This is a genomic window from Nocardia wallacei (assembly GCF_014466955.1).
GTDB classification, from domain to species: Bacteria; Actinomycetota; Actinomycetes; order Mycobacteriales; family Mycobacteriaceae; genus Nocardia; species Nocardia wallacei.
The window spans coordinates 4,113,107-4,128,387 of sequence record NZ_AP023396.1; the positions used below are offsets into that span (position 1 = coordinate 4,113,107).

The window sequence follows — 15,281 nt, forward strand, 5'->3', positions numbered from 1 at the left end:
CAGTGCCCACTGATGATTCGTGCCGCCAGGCGATCCGGTTTGGTTCACAGTGGAAACAAGTCTCGAATCCGGCCGATTCCGAAGCGATTCCCGCCCCTGGCAACCACCGAACAAACCACTACCCCGCCACTCCTGTCAACTTGTGGCTAACTGTGCGGGTGGCTGCCCTGTCCGCCTACCGGCTACCGAGTGACCGCGCCAGGAACGGCCAGGACGCCCGCAGCTCGTCTTCCCAGTAACCCCACGAGTGCGTCCCGATGGGGCGGTCCGCGAACGTCACCGGGATCGCCAACTCGTGCAACCGGTTCGCCAGATTGCCCGTGCAGTAGTGGATCGCCGCCTCGATCGGGCCGCCGAACGCGATCTGCACCGGCAGCGGAATTCGGCCCTCACGCACGCGCCGATCAGCCGGGGTGTCGTGTGGCGGCGCCGGAATTCCGCTGCCCGCACTCAGATACACGGCGGTCCCGCGCAACCGGTCCGCGTTGATCAGCGGATCGTTGGCCCGCCACAGCGGTCCGCCGGCCGGGCCCCACATGTTCTCCACACTCTGCCCGCCACCCCAGTTCTCCACCGTGAGGCGGACGAATTCGTGCCCGAGGGGATCGGAGGTCTGCGCGCAACCACTGTAGGAGGCCACGCCCTGCCAGAAGCCGGGCTTGGCGATCGCGAGGTTCAGCACGGAGGTGCCGCTCATCGACACCCCGGCCAGCGCGCGGTTGCCGTCGGCGGAGAGATAGTCCTCGATGATCGGCGGCAGTTCCTCGTTGAGGAAGGTCTGCCATCTGTTGCGGCCCAGGACGGCGTCGTCGCGTATCCAGTCGGTGTAGTAGGAATAGCTGCCGCCGAACGGCGTCACGACGTTGACGTTCTCACCCCGCAGGAAGTCGAACGCGTCGGTCTGCACGTCCCACCCGCTCTGATTGGGTCCGCCGCCGGAGCCGTTGAGCAGATACAGCGTGGGCCGCGAACGGTCCGCGGCGCGGACGACCTGTACCGGAATCGGCCGGTTCATCGCGGCCGAGAACACCGTGACCAGTTGCTGCCGGTCGTTCACCTCCGCCACCGACACCACGCCCGGGGCATCCGGCGCGGCGGTGGCGGAGGTCGCGGTGGTCGCGCCCGCCGCCGCCAGCGCACCGGCCAGCACCCATCGCATCGCCGCCGCGCGGGTCGATCGCCGTGTTCCCACCATCCAGCCCCTCTCGCTCGTGCCGCGCGCTGTTCGCCGACGGCATCACGAGGGGTTCGCGCCGCGACCGCCCGAGGTTTGGCGTCGCGCCCTGTTCCGTTGCCGCCGGCCCGGTTCCGACCCGGCCGTCAGGTGAGGGGCACACCGACGAGGGGATCCGTCGTCGGTGCGGGCGAGCCGCCCGCCGGTTCGATCGAGAGCGCGAGTTGCACGGCGTCGCCGACGTGCACGAGCAACGGCGACCGAGCGGTGGGAAGGCCGGTGAGCACGCCCGCCGAACGGACCTGGCCCGTGCCCGATATCAGCCACAACTGGTACGTGCGGTCCGCCGGTGGGGCCGCGACGGTGTCGAAGGAGACGACCGCCGCGTCGAGTCGGCGTGACAGCTGCACGGTGGCGGTGCCGCCGCCCGATACCGGCACGACGCTGGCGCGGGCATCGGGTTGTTCGATGATGTGTTGCGCGGTGACCTCGCCGGATCGGTGGGATTGACTGCGGTACACCGTGATTCCGGCGGCGGCGCCGACGGCGACCACCACCGCCGCGGCTGCCGCGAGCCACCGCGTGCGGCGCGCGAGCCCGAACGCGCGGGCCGGGCGCTCGAGCTCCCGGTCCAGCGCCCGCTGCACGGCGGCCTCGAGTCCGGCGGGCGCGGGCACGGCGTCGACGACGGTCATCATCGCCAGCGTCTCGCGTAGCTCGCGCACGGTGGCACGGAAATCGTCGGCCACGCCGGATTCGGCGTCGTCGAGCATGTCCTCGACTGCGCGCCGATCATCCGGCGGCAGCGCGTCGAGCGCGTAGGGGTACGCGAGGTCGAGGAGGTCGGCGTCAGGCATCGCGCACCGATCCTGTCAAGCAGTTCCGTAGTCTCCTGAGGCCGTCGCGGATGCGCGTTTTGACCGTATTCAGTGGGACGTCCAAGTGGTCGGCGACCTCGGCGTAGGTTCGGCCGCCGTAGTAGGCCAGCGCGACCGTCTCACGTTGGGTTTCGGTGAGGGTTTCCAGGCACGCCACCACCGCACGCTCGTCCGAGCGCTGCCCGACGGTCTCGGCCACGATGTCGTGGTCGCGGCCCAGGTGCCGCTGCCCGAAGGCGAGATCCCTTGTGGTGGACGAGGTCTCGACCCGAACCCGGTCGACGGCCCGGCGATGGGTGAGCATCATGAGCCACCCGATCGGACTGGCGAGACGGGCGTCGTACTGCGCCGCTCCCTTCCACACGTGGAGATACACCTCCTGGGCCGTCTCCTCGGCGAGCGCGGGTCGCCGCAGGATACGCAGCGCCAGGCCGAATACTCGATGGTGCGTCGAGCGGTAGAGCTGAGTGAACGCCTGCCGGTCACCGCCCGCGACCCCTTCCAGCAGCTCCGCGAGCCGAGCCGCGGCCTCCTCGGCCACGGCCGGGCGCGCCGTCGGGCAGGCGTCCGGTCCGGAGCCGCGCACACCGAGACCGCCCACGGAGAAGGTGCGGGGTTCATCCGCCATAACTGTGTGTCTCCAACGGTAGCGGTGGCTCGGCGACGATGCCCCTCCCGAGTCGGACATTACGCCGGCCGCCGGTGTCCTCCAGCATCGGCGCGCTCCGCGACCACCGGGTCGAATTCCGCGGCACTCATGCCCTCCCACGGTCGGCCAACCCGGCCGCGAGCCGCCGCAGACCTTCCCGGATGCGTGCCTTCACGGTGGCCAGCGGCGTCTGCAAACGCTCGGACACCTGGAGATAGGTGAGTCCGCCGTAGTAGGCCAGCACGATGCTCTCCCGCTGCAACGCGGTCAGCGTGCACAGACAGTGCCGCACCGCTTGTTCGTCGAGACGCTGGTCGACCGCCTCGAACACCGTGTCGTGCGCACGACCCGAATGCCGTTGGCCGAACACCGATTCCCGGCCCGCGGCGGCGCGGTCGACGCGGACGCGGTCGACGACGCGCCGGTGTGTCAGCATCATCAACCAGCCCATCGGGCTCGACCGCCGCGGGTCGTATCGGCCCGCGAGCGACCACACCTGCAGGTACACCTCCTGGGCGATCTCCTCGGCCGTCGCGGAATTGCGCAGCATCGACAACGCCAGGCCGCGGACGCGATGGCCGGTCTGCCGGTAGAACATCGCGAACGCGTCGCGATCACCGTCGCCCGCCGCGGCGAGGAGATCCTCGAGCGAACGTCTCGCTTCGCCGTGTCCGAGACGGTCGGCGGCCGTTCTCACTTCGTTCATCAGGGTTGCACCTGTGACTTTCGCCGAACCGGGCCGGAGCGTCTCCGGCGCACGATTCGCTCGTTCCTTCGTGGTGTGCGGGCCAGTCATTCGGAAGGGCTTCGAACAGCCCGGCCGGATGGTTTGGTCACGAACGGAACGAATTCGGCCGCGGGTGGCCGACCGCGGGGAGGATCGCTTGGTCGACGATCGCCGCGAGGGTCTCCTGGCCCGGCAGCTCGTCGGAGTCGAAGGCGAACTTGAGGACCAGAGCTTCGCCGATGTCGGTGACGACGGGGGTGAGCAAGTCCGGGTCGAGCTTTCCGGCGGCGGCGTAGTGGTGCAGGACGGTGCTGGTGAAGCGGCCGCCCTTGGCGTCGAAGACGTGGGTGTAGATCGCCTCGGCGAGTTCAGGATACCGCGACCGCTCGACGAGGATGGCGGCGACCGCCTGCGCCGTCGGTGTCGCCAGCCAGCGCACCATCAGCGTCAGGGCGTCGATCAGATCCTGCCGGAGGTTGTCGGTCGCCGGGGTGGGACGCTCCTGCGGGAACGCGCCGCGCAGCGCGTCGAGCAGCACCGCCTGCGGGCTGTCCCAGCGCCGGTACAGCGAGGTCTTCGCGGTACCGGCGCGGTGGGCGATGCCCTCCATGGTGAGCTTGCCGAGCCCGACCTCGTCGAGTTCGGCGAGGACCGCGGCGCGGACGGCCTGCACCACTTCGGCGTCGGTGCGACGGTTCCGGGTGGCGGCCATCATCTTCCTCTCGCGGTGCTCGGGTGTCCGTGCTGCAGATTAGTCCTCGGTTTCGCGCAGGGTGACGACCACTGTGGCGAACGGTCCGAGTTCGATCGCCTCCCCGGTAACGGGCCGGGTAACCGGCGGGCCGGTGCGGGTATCGATGACCGCGGCGGTGCCGCCGCCCGCGAGCCCGATCCGCACGGGTTCGGCGAACTTGTTGATCAGCAACACCTTTCGCTGCCCGGCGGCGGTCCGGATGCCCCGGGCGTGGATCCGCGTCACGGGGGACATCGGTCCGCCGACCGTGGTCTCGCACAGGACGTCACCGACACCGAAGTTGTCCAGCAGCAGCTTCAGGACGTGATAGCGGGCGTTGGGTGCGCCGGTCTCCCAGTCCAGCAGCGATACTCCCGGGATCATGCCCGGATAGCCGTTGAACTCGGCGACTCCCACCAGATCGATGCCCAGCGCGGTGAGTTCGGACCACAGGTAGGCGACGACCGCGGCGGCCAGGGCCCAGTAGTCATCGGGCACGGCGGGTTCGGGATTCATCACGTCCGGGTTGAAGGTCCCGATCTCGTTGAGGAACGTCTTCGTTCCCGGCGAGAGCCTCCGGCGGATCGAGTCGATCAGCCGGACCTGCCGCAGAAAGCCGTCCGCCTGCGCGAAATACGACGCCCGCCATCGATCGAAGGGCTGATTCCCCTCGCCGGCAACCGGATTCAGGATCTCCGGGGTGGCGTAGAAGTGGTAGGAGACGGCATCGAGCGGAATGCCCGCCGCGTGGTTGGCGGGGTCGAGAAAGTGCCAGAAGTACTCGGGATTCGTCTCGACCATGGCCAGCGACAACCCGATGAACTTCATGTCCGGATCGAGCGGACGCAGGCGTGCGACGATCTCGTCGTAGAGACGGGTGTAGACCTCCGGGGACAGCCGATGCCCGATGTCGGGCTCACACAGCACCTCCCAGTACGCGAACCGATGACGCCGCCCGGACTCGTGCCGCACCCCGAACTGGTCGGTGAAGCCGCCGCCGAGATACCACCGGCCGATCCGTTCGAAGTGATCCGCCACCTCGGTGAGGCTCGGATCGCGAAATTCGGTGCCCTGCTCGTAATCCCAGTGGATCGCCGCGGGATCGTCCGCGTACCGCACCGGCTCCGGCGTTTCGAACATCCAGGTCGGGATCGTGGCGAAGTTCATGACCACCGGTCGGCCCTGCGCGGCGTCGAGGAAATCGTCCACGAACGGGTCCAGGCGGCCGAAGTCCCACGACGTCCGGCCGTCGGCCGGTGGATCCAGTTCGGGCACCGACAATTTCGGCGACGACCACCACGGCAGGAATCGCGCGTGGTCCACCTTCAGGTCCCGCAGCGCGGCGAAGGCCTTGTCGTGCATCGCCGACCCGCGCCGCAGCGGCGGCGCTGTCCACAGGTGCGTGGTGAGTTCGGTCTGCGACGTGATGACCGGTGTCGTCCAGTCGACGACGACCGGCAGTGGATGGGACATGAGACCTCCAGCGGGTGCGGAATCCGGATCACACCACACTAGATACGTTCACGTAGCTACGCAATCGTATCTAGATGACGGCGTGGCCGTCCCGCCCCGGAACCGGTCACAGACCGGCGAGTCCTTTGCCGACTACCACCGCGCCCATCAGGAGCAACACCACGGCCATGACCGTGTGGTTGTTGTCCTGCAGCCAGATCCGGGCGGCGTCGAGGGTGCCGCGCAGCCGGTCCGCGGCGAACGCGTAACCCAGCACCACGACCAGCACGCTCGCCGCCGCGAGTGCCGTGAAGACCACGACCGCCACCACTTCGCCGCTCACGTCCAGGTCGGCGGCGCCGACCGCGACTCCGGCCGACAGGCACAGCAGCAGATTCTTCGGGTTGGCCGCCGACAGCAGCATGCCCAGCCCGGCGGCCTTGATCGCGGTGAGCTGATCGAGTGCTCGCATCCAGCCCGGCGGGGTGGTGTCGGCGCGACCGCGCCATTGCGCGACGGCCAGGAGTACGAGCAGCACACCGAGGACGATCTTGATCCACGCGGCCGCCACGGACGGATGCCGGTCGGCGGAGTCCCCGAGACGTCCGGACAGGGCGGTCACCACGGCCGTCACCCCGCCGATGCCCACCACCCAGCCGACCGCGAACCCGCCACCCGCGCCGCCCCCGTGCTTCGACAGGATCATCAGGATGGCCGCGACCACCGGGATCGGCGAGATCGCGACGCCGACCGCCAGCGGTAACAGTTCACCCAGGACCGGACCCATACCGAACCCCTGTCGCCGCGACTCCTCGCCGTTCGAGAAGCGATGCGGCTGTATTCGATCACGAGGTCCGCCCGGACGACCTCACCCGGCGAGGATGAATCGCCGGGCGCGGGCCCCCGCGCTACCAGTCCACCAGCAATTCCGTCAGGCCGCCGTTGAGCTTGTCGGTATACAGCTGGACGGCCTCGGCCGGGCGGGGCAGTCGCAGACCGGGAAGCCGCCGGGGTAGTTCGGTGAAGACCACGTTCAGCTCGGCCCGGGCCAGGCCGGCTCCGATGCAGTGGTGCGCGCCGTGGCCGAAGGCGATGTGCGGGTTCGGATTCCGGGCCGGGTCGAAGGCGTCGGGCGCGTCGAACACGTTCGGGTCCCGATTGGCGGCGGCCGGGGCGATGACGACCAGGTCGCCCTGCTCGATGGTGATGCCGTCGACCTCCAGCGGTTCGAGCGCGTGCCGCGGATGGATCGCGTTGTCCGACGGCGCGGCCATGCGGAGGATCTCCTCCACGGCGCCCGGCACGGATTCGGGGTGGGTGCGCAGCCGCCGATACCGGCCGGGCTCGGCGAGCAGGTACAGCGTGCCGAAGTCGATGCGGCCGACGGTCGTCGTCTGCCCGGCGAACAACAGCACCGCGGCGGTCCTGGCGATCAGGGTGGCGTCGAGGCCCTCGGCGGCCTCGGCGGCGATGAGATCGGACACCACGTCCGCGCCCGGTTCGCGGCGCTTGCGGGCCACCAGATCCATCATGTAGGCGAAGAGTTCGTTCGTCGCCCGCACGCCCGCCGCGGGATCGTTCAGCAGGCCGATCGCGTCGCACCAGGGCAGGAACCGATCCCGGTCGGCGTGCGGAATGCCGACGATCTCGCAGATCACCGCCACGGGCAGCGGCACGGAGAATTCCGCGTGCAGATCGAGAGGACGCGGCCGCTCCCGCAGCGGGCCGATGTACTCCTCGACCAGTTCGCCGATGCGGTGCCGCAGCCGCCGCATCCGGCGCGCCGAGAACGCCGGAGCCAGCAGCTTTCTGATGTTCGCGTGGTCGGCCTGCTCGTGCGAGCGGTCGGCCGGCACGTGCGCGCCCGAGGAGGAGGTGGTGAATTTCCGGTCCTGGCCGGGGTCGTCGGGATGAACGCGGATCAGGCGCGGGTCGGCGAACAACCGTTTGGCCAGTTCGTAATCCGTCACCAGCCAGGCCTCGTACCCGGCCTGGGTGACTATGCGCGCCATGGGGCCCGCCGCGCGCAGTTCGGCGTACAGGGGCGCGAGTTCCAGGGCGCTGGCGCGCGGGAACGGCAGCCGCGGCAGTGTCTCGGTAACCGGCATACCGAGCCTCCTTCGGTGGTCAGGTCTGTTTCACGAGTCGGAATCGCCAGGCCGGCGGGATCTTCGACGAGGTCATGAAGGCGCGAATCGGTCGCTGCGTGGCGGGCACCTCCCCCACTCGGCTCTGCATCTCCTCGTTGGGAACCTCCTCGGCCAGCATCAGTTCCCACGTCGGGAAACGACGGCCGAGTTCTTCCGCGGTCATCCCCACCTCGCCGTAGGCCTGGCGGCCCCAGATCCACAGCACGGCACCGGGCGCCGCGTGGGCCGTCACCACCTCGGCGTACCTGTCGCGCGAGTCCCACGGAACACTGTGCAGGCAGCCGAAATCCACCAGCAGCGTGTAGTCGGCGCCGATCGCGGCGTCTTCGAGGGCGAGGATGTCGCCGTGCACGAACCGGGCCGTCGTCACGCCCTCGGCGCGGGCCCGTTCCTCCGCGCGCGCGACCGCCTCCGCGACCAGTTCGACCCCCGTCACCTCCCAGCCGTGCTTCGCCAGATAGACACTGTTGCGGCCGGTGCCGCAGCCGAGGTCCAGCGCGCGCCCGGGCGGCAGCGCGGCGGCGCCCTCGACCAGCTCGACCAGGCCGCGGTCGGTGTCGAACGTGTCCCAGAACGCCAGTCCCAGGCGGTAATACATTTCGTAGGGCAGGGTGCTGGTGGAGGTCTTCTTCACCGGTTCCACTTCCTCTCCACCACCGCCGGGCGCGGATCGGCGTCGTCGGCCCGCCGCATGGTGATGCGGCGGGGATTGATGCGTTCGCGGCGGAAGGCCGCGACGGCGACTCGCGGGTAGCGCCACGACAGCGGGGCGAGGCGCTCCCAGAGCGGGCTCAGTGCCCGGCTGACCGCGCAGACGGCCACATACAGCCGCTCCTCCCGGGCCGACCAGGAGATCTCCAGCTGTTCGCGGACGGCGGCCGGGGTGCCGCCGATGGTCAGGAACATGAGCACGGCGACGAGCGCGTTCCAGGCTCGGGGCGGGATCTTCCCGCCGGGCGGACGCGGCAGGGTGCGGCTGTTGAGCCGGCGGGCCACGTGCCGGGCGCCGATATTGCCCCGGCTCTCCTCGCGCAGGGCGCGCTCGAAGTACGCCTCGAATTCCGCCCAGCTGCCCGGCGCGTCGGCGGGCAGGGCGACGCCCCACATCGAGTAGAGGTCCAGGCTCTCGCGGAACAGCTGTTCCTTCTCGGCCCGGCTCAGCCGCCGCACGAACCGGTCGATTCCGGTCACCACGTGATCGAGGAATGTGGCGTGCGCGAAGAAGAATGTATTCGCGTCCAGCGAGTGGTACCGGCCGCCGCCCGGCATGGTCCCCGACAGCGGTTTGTGGTAGTTCCGTATCTGCAGACCGCGCTTGCGGGCTTCTTCCGGTGGCGCGTACACCGTTTCGAAGATCGGCACGAAGGCGACGCGCAGCCGTTCCAGCGGGCCGTGCGCCCGCGAATGCTGCATTCCCGACTGAGCGAATTGCGGGTGCACCGCCTGGGTGACCGCACTGCGCAGCGCGATGCCGAAATGCCGGAAATCACCCATGTACCGCCAGGTGAGCGAGTGTGGTGACAGCGGAATCTGGTGCAGCTCAGATCTTTTCAGACTCGAGTCGGCCGCCCGTTCCGGCACGGGCGGCGAGGGGGCGGCGCGCCTCGCGGATTTCCCGGCGGCATCGTCCCCGTCCTCGCCCGAGCCACCGATCATGGAAATGATCTGCACCGCATCGACGGTACCGCAGTCCCACATTCACTGCAATGGTTGTGCCACAACGTGATCGGAGCGCGGCGTCATTGTTTCGGCAACATTGTCCGACGCCGCCAGGGCTTCGCCCGGACGGAATGCGGCGATGATGGAATCGACCGTCGCCACCGGGCCCGCGGGCGTGCGGATCTCGCCGGAGAACACCACGTTGTCGCCGATCATCCGTTCCAGCCGGACCTCGTGACGGACCAGGTCGCCGGGCCACGCCCGGCGGCCGAAGGCGCACTCCCGCAGCACGGCCACCATGCCGACGCCGCCGAGCCGTTCCCCGCGGTCGTGCGCGGTCATCAGCCACAGCAGCGCGCCGCTCTGCGCGAACGATTCGATCAGCAGGGTCTCGGGATAGCCGAACGCCTCCGGCGGCGCGTCCGGCGGCACGCCCGCGTAGCACGGCTCGGCCCCGGAGATCGCCTTGACCGTGGTGATGCGCTCCCCCGCGGTGTAGGACAGGACCCGGTCCACCAGCAGCATCGGATGCCGGTGCGGCAGGAATCGCCCGATCTCACCGTATTCCAGCATCGGCGCCTCCGTTCAGCGCGAAGGCGAGGCGCACCGTGGCGGCGGCGACGCCGTCGCCGCGCACACACCTCGCCCGCACCTCGATCCGCTCGGCCGACCGGTCGACCGAGAATTTCCCGCGCACGACGAGCCGATCCCCCGGGCGCACGGGCGCGGTGAAGCGCGCTGACCGCAGGCACCGCAACGCCCCCGCGCCGCCGGGAATTCGCTGCGCCAGTGCGTCTTTCGCCGCCCGAACGACATTCTCGACAATGAACACGCCCGGATAGATGAGATAGTCCGGATAATGCCCCGCCTGATAGGGATCGGTGGCGACGACGGTCCGCTCGGCCTCGAACTCGCCGTCGCTCAGCGGCCGCGCCCTCGGCCCGGCGGGAATCGGCGAAGCGACCGGCCCGGTCACAGGACCATCCCGCCGTCGATCCGGACGACCTGGCCGGTGATGAAACTCGCGGCGTCCGAGACCAGGAAGTTCACCAGCTCCGCGACCTCCGCGGGGGTACCGAAGCGCCGCAGGGTGATCGCCTCCAGCGCGCGGGCGCGCGCGGCCGCCGTCGACGCGGCGGTCATGTCGGTCTCGATCCACCCGGGTGCGACGGAGTTGACGCGAATACCGTAGGGCCCCAGCTCTTTCGCCAGTGATCGGCTCAGCCCGTCGATGCCCGCCTTGGCGGCGGCGTAGTTCGCCTGCCCGGCGTTGCCGCGTTCCCCGGCGACCGAGGAGACGTTGACGATCACGCCCTTGCGCTGCTTGATGAACGTGAACGCCAGGCGCCGGCAGAAGTGGAAGGTACCGGTCAGGTTGGTGTCGAGCACGGTGTGCCAGTCCGCGTCCGCCTGCAGCGCCAGCGGCTTGTCCCGGATCACCCCGGCGCAGTTGACCAGCGCCTCGATCGGCCCGATGGTCTCCTCGACAGTGTCGAGGAAATGCCGCACCGCCGTATCGTCGGTGACCTCGCACCGCGCGTAGTGACATTTCCGGCCCGCCTCGGTGACGGCGTCGGCCACCGCGCGCGCCGCGTTCTCGTCGGCGCGGTAGCACAGCCCGATGTCGTAGCCCGAGCGCGCCAGCCGCACCGCGATCGCCCGCCCGATGCCGCGCGACCCTCCGGTCACGACGGCACAGGCCCCGTCGTCGCTCATCTCCGTCACCTCTGTCACACCAGTGTTTCCAGACATCGCACGACGGTCGCCGGTATGTCGGCGGGACAATTCACTGTCAGCGCGGCCAATTCGCGGTCGTGTAATCGGGCCAGGCCGCACAGCGCCTTGCCGGGGCCCGCCTCCACGACAATGCGAGCGCCGAGATCATCGGTCAGCGTACGCATGGTGCGGTGCCACTGCACCGGTTCGACCAGTTGCCGGCACACCAGCTCCGCCCAGTCGACCGGCTTCTTCGCGGCCAGCCCGTCGGCGTTGGCGACGACCGCGGTGCGGCCCGGCGCCACCGGGGCAGCGGCCAGCGCCGCGGCGACGGCGGGCACCGCCGGGCTCATGAAGGGGGTGTGGAACGCACCGCCGACGCGCAGGTCGATGAGTTTGCCACCGAGCGCACGGACCCCGGTATCGAGCGCGGCCAGTCCCGCATCGGTCCCGGCGACGGTGATCTGTTGCGGCGCATTGATTCCCGCGACCCAGACCGCCGCGCCCGCCGCCCGCGCCCGGGCGACCAGATCGGCGGTGTCGGCGTGATCGGCGTTGACGACCACCGCCATGGTCCCCGGTCGCCGCCGCGCGGCCGCCGCCATCGCCTCCGCACGGACGCGCACCACTCGCGCGGCATCGGCGAGGGTCAGTACCCCCGCGGCCACCAGCGCCGAGTACTCACCCAGGCTGTGCCCGGCGCAACCGGCCAGGCCGTCGGCCGGAAGGCCCGCGGCCACCAGCTCGGCGAGGATGACCATTTCCAGCGCGAAGGTGGCCAATTGCGCGTTGTCGGTGCGCCGCAGGGTCGCCGCGTCGGCGTGCAACAGCAGTTCGGCGAGGTCGCGCCCGGCCAGCTCCGCCAGTACGGCCACCAGCGCCCAGGATTCGGTCTCCGTCCATGGCCGGCCCATTCCGGGCCGCTGCGCACCCTGTCCGGGGAACAGCAGGGCGACGGCGCCGGGCGCCCGGACGTCCTCGACGGTCATGACCTCACCCCGCCGCGGTCAGGGCAACCGGCCGAGCAGGTGGTCGTAGAGCCCTTGGACATTGCCGAGTTCGAGCAGTTCCTCGCCGCTGACCTCCACGTTGTACCGGCGCACCAGATGCACCGCGAGCTCCAGCCCCTTGGCGGAGTCGGCGCCGAGATCTTCCTTGAAATGCGCCGTGGCGGTGACCTGTTCGGGGTCGATGTCGAACACGTCGGAGACGAGTTCGCGGAGCTCGTCGATATCGGGTCTGGTCGAACTGGTCATGACAGCAACCTCTCCTCCGGTGCCGGATACGGCCAGACCGGCATCACCGCGGCCGCGTGCGCCCAGGCCCACGGCGCGAGCATGACGAACAGCCGGCCGTACCACGGGGTCGACGCGAACTCCACGGTCCACCTCCGGTCACGGACGAACGTCACGACCGCCGCCGGTCGAGCAGCTGCACAATGAATGACAGTACGCGAGCGCGGCGGCCGCGGGCAAGCGTCGGATAACATTTATTGTGCATTGTTCGAGAGCCGTTGCCGCACGCCCGGCGCGCGTCACCGCCGACAGGCCGGGCGATGCGCTGAATGTCGAATAGCCTGGCGTGCAGCTGTTTTCACGCAAAGATCCGATGAACGAGGAGATCCGGCGGCATGACACGAGCATTCAGGTTCGGCCTCAGCGTGATGGCGGCACCGGCGGACCGGGAATGGATCGCGGCCGGTGCGCGCGCCGCATCGCAGGGCTACGACATCCTGCTGGCGCCCGATCATCTGACGACTCCGGCGCCCTTCCCGTTCGCGGTGGCCGCGGCACACGCGACGCGGCTGCGCGTGGGCACCTATGTGCTCAATTCCGGCCTGTATCCGGCGGCACTGCTCACCCGCGAGATCGCCACCGTCGCCGGGCACACCGCGGGACGGTTCGAGCTCGGGCTCGGAACCGGTTATCTGCCACAGGAATTCGCCGCGGTGGGCGTCGATCCCGGATCGCCGCGGGACCGGGTGGACGATCTGGCGCGCGCCCTCGACGCCGCCCGCGCCGCACTCGGCGGACGGGCGGACGTACCGATCCTGGTGGCGGGCAACGGGAATCGCGTGCTGCGGCTGGCCGCCCGCCACGCCGATATCGTGAGCTTCCTCGGCATGCGCTACGACCCGGCGGCCGCCGGCGGGCTGAGCCCGCTCGGGCAGCGCGCCTTCGCGGAACGGGTCGCCTACTTCGACCGGGTCGCGGCCGACCGGTCGGCGGCGATCGAACGCAATCTCACCGTCCGCGCGGTGGTGGTCACCGACGACCGTGACGCCGCGCTGCGCGCCCTCACCCGGCGGTTCCGGTTGCCCGCCGAGGTCCTCGCCGACCTCCCGATACTCCTGGTGGGCAGCATCGCGGAGATCGCGACACAGGTCGAGGGCCTGCGGGAGCGGTTCGGCATCTCCTACCTCGCCGTCCCCGACCGGCATCAGGACGAGTTCGCCCCGGTCGTCGAATTACTGCGGGGCGCTTGAGGTTCGCGCGCCCACCGCGGCCGCGCCCCGCGACAGGTACGCACGCAGTGGCACCGACCGCGCCACCGCGATGTCGCGCCACCGCCGGCACTGCGCGAGCAGGGCCGGGTTGGTGAGTTCCTGGGTGGCGACGAAGCGGTCGTCCGCGTCGAATTCCATCGACCACAGGGCGGTGTCGTCGAACAGCCAGTAATCGAATCCCTCCGGCAGGTCGGCGGGCCACGGCCCGGCGGGCACCGGCAGCACCCGGATGTCCTCGCCCGCCTCCACACACTGCTCGAACGCGGCCAGCGCGAAACGCAGGTAGTCGCCGAGCGGTTCGCGGACGACGAAGACCCGCTGCAGCACGCGGCCCGCGGCGGCATGGCCGGAGATCACGCGCAGGAAGGTGTCGGGCAGATTGTCGATCCGGCCGGTGCGCAGGTACTCCCGCATCGGCTCGGCCTCGGAGTCGAAGTCGTACCGCTGCAGCGTGGCGAGGCGGAACCACGACGAGCGGATGCCGGTGAGAAAGCTCCGAATCTCCGGCGATTGCAGTTCGGTGATCCGTCGTGACATGGTGTCCTCCTCTATGCCGCGACCGCTTCGATGATGTCGGCGCGATCCAGCGTCGCGGTCGGCACGATTCGCGCGATCCGCATTCCGGCCGCCTCCAGTAGCGCCGCGTAGCGGCGTTCGGTGCGCTCACCGCGCCCGGAGGCCACGAACATGGTCAGATCCGCCCAGATCTTCTGCCGGTGTTCGCGAGTCGATTCGGTGCGATCCGGCATCACGACCTCCACGATGAGCAAACGCGATCGCGGGCCCATCGCCGCGCGGCAGCTGCGCAGGATCTCCACGGCCCGCTCGTCGTCCCAGTCGTGCAGCACGCTCTTGAGCACATAGGCATCGGCTCCCGGCGGCAGCGGATCGCCGAAGAAGCTGCCGCCGGCGAACCGGTACCGGTCGGCCAGTCCGGCATCGGCGATGACGCGCTCGGCGCCCGTGCGGCAGTAGGGCCGGTCGAAGACCACGCCGGTCATATCCGGGTAGCGCCACAGGATCGGCGGCAGCAGTGTGCCGTATCCGCCGCCGACGTCCACGATGCTGCCGATCCCGGTGTAGTCGTAGGCGTCGGCGACGGCCTGCGCGACGGCGCCGGTGGCGTCGGCCATGGCCGTGTGGAACCGATCCTGCGCCTCCGGCAGCGCGGCCAGCCGGTCGAAGGGGTCGGCCACCCGCTCCTGCTCGCTGATCGGCGCACGCCCGGCCCGCACGCGCTCGGTCAACCGCATCCAGCCGCGCAGGAAACGCTCACCGCCGGAGACGAGTACGGCATCCCGGAGCGAGCCCGGCGCGTCGGCGCGCAGCGCGGCACCGGCGGCGGTGGATTCGAACAGTTCGTCGCCGTCGAGCTGGCGGACCAGGCCGATGGTGGCCAGGGCGCGCAACAGGCTGGTCACGCCGACCTCGTCGGCTCCGGTGGCCGCGGCGACGGCAGCCGCCGTCCGGGGTCCGTCGGCGAGCGCGTCGGCGATGCCGAGTTCGGCGGCCGTGGTCATCGCGTAGCCGACCCAGCGCGTGGCCAGCAGGTCGGTGATCGTGTCGGTATCCGGGTCCGCTCCGCAGTGCGGGCACACCGCTTCGGCAATCAGTTCGGCCATGACTGTTCCGTTCTC

The 15,281-nt window shown here is 70.1% G+C and carries 19 protein-coding genes; 1 reads left to right on the forward strand and 18 read right to left on the reverse strand.

Going from position 1 to position 15,281, the window contains the following annotated elements:
* Positions 1-175: 175 nt before the first annotated feature.
* From NWFMUON74_RS18120 to NWFMUON74_RS36580, 16 genes are all read right to left on the reverse strand, one after another.
* A complete protein-coding gene (locus NWFMUON74_RS18120) occupies positions 176-1,195 on the reverse strand; it encodes an alpha/beta hydrolase (protein ID WP_232110425.1) in 1,020 nt (339 codons plus the stop codon).
* A gap of 125 nt (positions 1,196-1,320) precedes the next feature.
* Entirely contained in the window at positions 1,321-2,031 is a 711-nt protein-coding gene (locus NWFMUON74_RS18125) for an anti-sigma factor (RefSeq protein WP_187683062.1), read from the reverse strand.
* Entirely contained in the window at positions 2,024-2,680 is a 657-nt protein-coding gene (sigK, locus tag NWFMUON74_RS18130) for an ECF RNA polymerase sigma factor SigK (RefSeq protein WP_187683063.1), read from the reverse strand. The genes NWFMUON74_RS18125 and sigK overlap by 8 nt, the downstream gene beginning before the upstream one ends.
* 127 nt (positions 2,681-2,807) lie before the next feature.
* Positions 2,808-3,407, reverse strand: a complete 600-nt coding sequence (locus NWFMUON74_RS18135) for a sigma-70 family RNA polymerase sigma factor (RefSeq protein WP_187683064.1) — start codon at positions 3,405-3,407, stop codon at positions 2,808-2,810.
* A gap of 127 nt (positions 3,408-3,534) precedes the next feature.
* Positions 3,535-4,140 (reverse strand): TetR/AcrR family transcriptional regulator, encoded by a 606-nt coding sequence (locus NWFMUON74_RS18140; protein ID WP_197986861.1) that lies wholly within the window; start codon positions 4,138-4,140, stop codon positions 3,535-3,537.
* 39 nt (positions 4,141-4,179) lie between these two features.
* A complete protein-coding gene (locus tag NWFMUON74_RS18145) occupies positions 4,180-5,634 on the reverse strand; it encodes a hypothetical protein (RefSeq protein WP_187683066.1) in 1,455 nt (484 codons plus the stop codon).
* Between the two features lie 106 nt (positions 5,635-5,740).
* A complete protein-coding gene (locus tag NWFMUON74_RS18150) occupies positions 5,741-6,400 on the reverse strand; it encodes a GAP family protein (RefSeq protein ID WP_187683067.1) in 660 nt (219 codons plus the stop codon).
* Positions 6,401-6,521: 121 nt separating this feature from the next.
* Positions 6,522-7,721 carry a cytochrome P450 gene (locus NWFMUON74_RS18155; protein ID WP_187683068.1) on the reverse strand — a complete coding sequence of 400 codons (1,200 nt, stop codon included), beginning with the start codon at positions 7,719-7,721 and terminating at the stop codon, positions 6,522-6,524.
* A gap of 19 nt (positions 7,722-7,740) precedes the next feature.
* Positions 7,741-8,406, reverse strand: coding sequence for a class I SAM-dependent methyltransferase (locus tag NWFMUON74_RS18160; RefSeq protein ID WP_187683069.1), 666 nt, complete (start codon positions 8,404-8,406; stop codon positions 7,741-7,743).
* Complete coding sequence (locus NWFMUON74_RS18165) at positions 8,394-9,434, reverse strand: oxygenase MpaB family protein (protein WP_187683070.1); 1,041 nt, start codon at positions 9,432-9,434, stop codon at positions 8,394-8,396. Before NWFMUON74_RS18165 ends, NWFMUON74_RS18160 begins: the two co-directional genes overlap by 13 nt.
* Before the next feature lie 27 nt (positions 9,435-9,461).
* Positions 9,462-9,995 (reverse strand): ApeP family dehydratase, encoded by a 534-nt coding sequence (locus NWFMUON74_RS18170; RefSeq protein ID WP_187683071.1) that lies wholly within the window; start codon positions 9,993-9,995, stop codon positions 9,462-9,464.
* Complete coding sequence (locus NWFMUON74_RS18175; protein ID WP_187683072.1) at positions 9,979-10,398, reverse strand: ApeI family dehydratase; 420 nt, start codon at positions 10,396-10,398, stop codon at positions 9,979-9,981. The genes NWFMUON74_RS18170 and NWFMUON74_RS18175 overlap by 17 nt, the downstream gene beginning before the upstream one ends.
* Complete coding sequence (gene fabG, locus NWFMUON74_RS18180) at positions 10,395-11,138, reverse strand: 3-oxoacyl-ACP reductase FabG (RefSeq protein WP_187683073.1); 744 nt, start codon at positions 11,136-11,138, stop codon at positions 10,395-10,397. The genes NWFMUON74_RS18175 and fabG overlap by 4 nt, the downstream gene beginning before the upstream one ends.
* Before the next feature lie 14 nt (positions 11,139-11,152).
* The gene (locus NWFMUON74_RS18185; protein WP_187683074.1) at positions 11,153-12,127 is read right to left on the reverse strand and encodes an ACP S-malonyltransferase; all 975 of its coding nucleotides are present in this window, start codon (positions 12,125-12,127) and stop codon (positions 11,153-11,155) included.
* Positions 12,128-12,145: 18 nt separating this feature from the next.
* The gene (locus tag NWFMUON74_RS18190; protein WP_187683075.1) at positions 12,146-12,394 is read right to left on the reverse strand and encodes an acyl carrier protein; all 249 of its coding nucleotides are present in this window, start codon (positions 12,392-12,394) and stop codon (positions 12,146-12,148) included.
* The gene (locus tag NWFMUON74_RS36580; protein ID WP_269475281.1) at positions 12,391-12,519 is read right to left on the reverse strand and encodes a hypothetical protein; all 129 of its coding nucleotides are present in this window, start codon (positions 12,517-12,519) and stop codon (positions 12,391-12,393) included. Before NWFMUON74_RS36580 ends, NWFMUON74_RS18190 begins: the two co-directional genes overlap by 4 nt.
* Positions 12,520-12,768: 249 nt before the next feature.
* On the opposite strand from NWFMUON74_RS36580, the gene NWFMUON74_RS18195 reads away from it, so the two are divergent.
* Complete coding sequence (locus NWFMUON74_RS18195) at positions 12,769-13,623, forward strand: TIGR03621 family F420-dependent LLM class oxidoreductase (protein ID WP_187683076.1); 855 nt, start codon at positions 12,769-12,771, stop codon at positions 13,621-13,623.
* Here NWFMUON74_RS18195 and NWFMUON74_RS18200 read toward each other — a convergent pair.
* The gene (locus NWFMUON74_RS18200) at positions 13,606-14,181 is read right to left on the reverse strand and encodes a DUF6879 family protein (RefSeq protein ID WP_187683077.1); all 576 of its coding nucleotides are present in this window, start codon (positions 14,179-14,181) and stop codon (positions 13,606-13,608) included. The two genes, NWFMUON74_RS18195 and NWFMUON74_RS18200, sit on opposite strands and share 18 nt — an antisense overlap.
* Before the next feature lie 11 nt (positions 14,182-14,192).
* Complete coding sequence (locus tag NWFMUON74_RS18205) at positions 14,193-15,266, reverse strand: methyltransferase (RefSeq protein WP_187683078.1); 1,074 nt, start codon at positions 15,264-15,266, stop codon at positions 14,193-14,195.
* Between the last annotated feature and the right edge of the window lie 15 nt (positions 15,267-15,281).

Bases quoted from the DNA above. Each gene is read 5' to 3' on its own strand.
- NWFMUON74_RS18155 (WP_187683068.1), bottom strand. From the start codon at position 7,721: ATGCCGGTTACCGAGACACTGCCGCGGCTGCCGTTCCCGCGCGCCAGC.
- NWFMUON74_RS18150 (WP_187683067.1), bottom strand. From the start codon at position 6,400: ATGGGTCCGGTCCTGGGTGAACTGTTACCGCTGGCGGTCGGCGTCGCG.
- NWFMUON74_RS18145 (WP_187683066.1), bottom strand. From the start codon at position 5,634: ATGTCCCATCCACTGCCGGTCGTCGTCGACTGGACGACACCGGTCATC.
- fabG (WP_187683073.1), bottom strand. From the start codon at position 11,138: ATGAGCGACGACGGGGCCTGTGCCGTCGTGACCGGAGGGTCGCGCGGC.
- NWFMUON74_RS18135 (WP_187683064.1), bottom strand. From the start codon at position 3,407: ATGAACGAAGTGAGAACGGCCGCCGACCGTCTCGGACACGGCGAAGCG.
- NWFMUON74_RS18185 (WP_187683074.1), bottom strand. From the start codon at position 12,127: ATGACCGTCGAGGACGTCCGGGCGCCCGGCGCCGTCGCCCTGCTGTTC.
- NWFMUON74_RS18170 (WP_187683071.1), bottom strand. From the start codon at position 9,995: ATGCTGGAATACGGTGAGATCGGGCGATTCCTGCCGCACCGGCATCCG.
- NWFMUON74_RS18140 (WP_197986861.1), bottom strand. From the start codon at position 4,140: ATGGCCGCCACCCGGAACCGTCGCACCGACGCCGAAGTGGTGCAGGCC.
- NWFMUON74_RS18205 (WP_187683078.1), bottom strand. From the start codon at position 15,266: ATGGCCGAACTGATTGCCGAAGCGGTGTGCCCGCACTGCGGAGCGGAC.
- NWFMUON74_RS18190 (WP_187683075.1), bottom strand. From the start codon at position 12,394: ATGACCAGTTCGACCAGACCCGATATCGACGAGCTCCGCGAACTCGTC.
- NWFMUON74_RS18120 (WP_232110425.1), bottom strand. From the start codon at position 1,195: ATGGTGGGAACACGGCGATCGACCCGCGCGGCGGCGATGCGATGGGTG.
- NWFMUON74_RS18200 (WP_187683077.1), bottom strand. From the start codon at position 14,181: ATGTCACGACGGATCACCGAACTGCAATCGCCGGAGATTCGGAGCTTT.
- sigK (WP_187683063.1), bottom strand. From the start codon at position 2,680: ATGGCGGATGAACCCCGCACCTTCTCCGTGGGCGGTCTCGGTGTGCGC.
- NWFMUON74_RS18195 (WP_187683076.1), top strand. From the start codon at position 12,769: ATGACACGAGCATTCAGGTTCGGCCTCAGCGTGATGGCGGCACCGGCG.
- NWFMUON74_RS18125 (WP_187683062.1), bottom strand. From the start codon at position 2,031: ATGCCTGACGCCGACCTCCTCGACCTCGCGTACCCCTACGCGCTCGAC.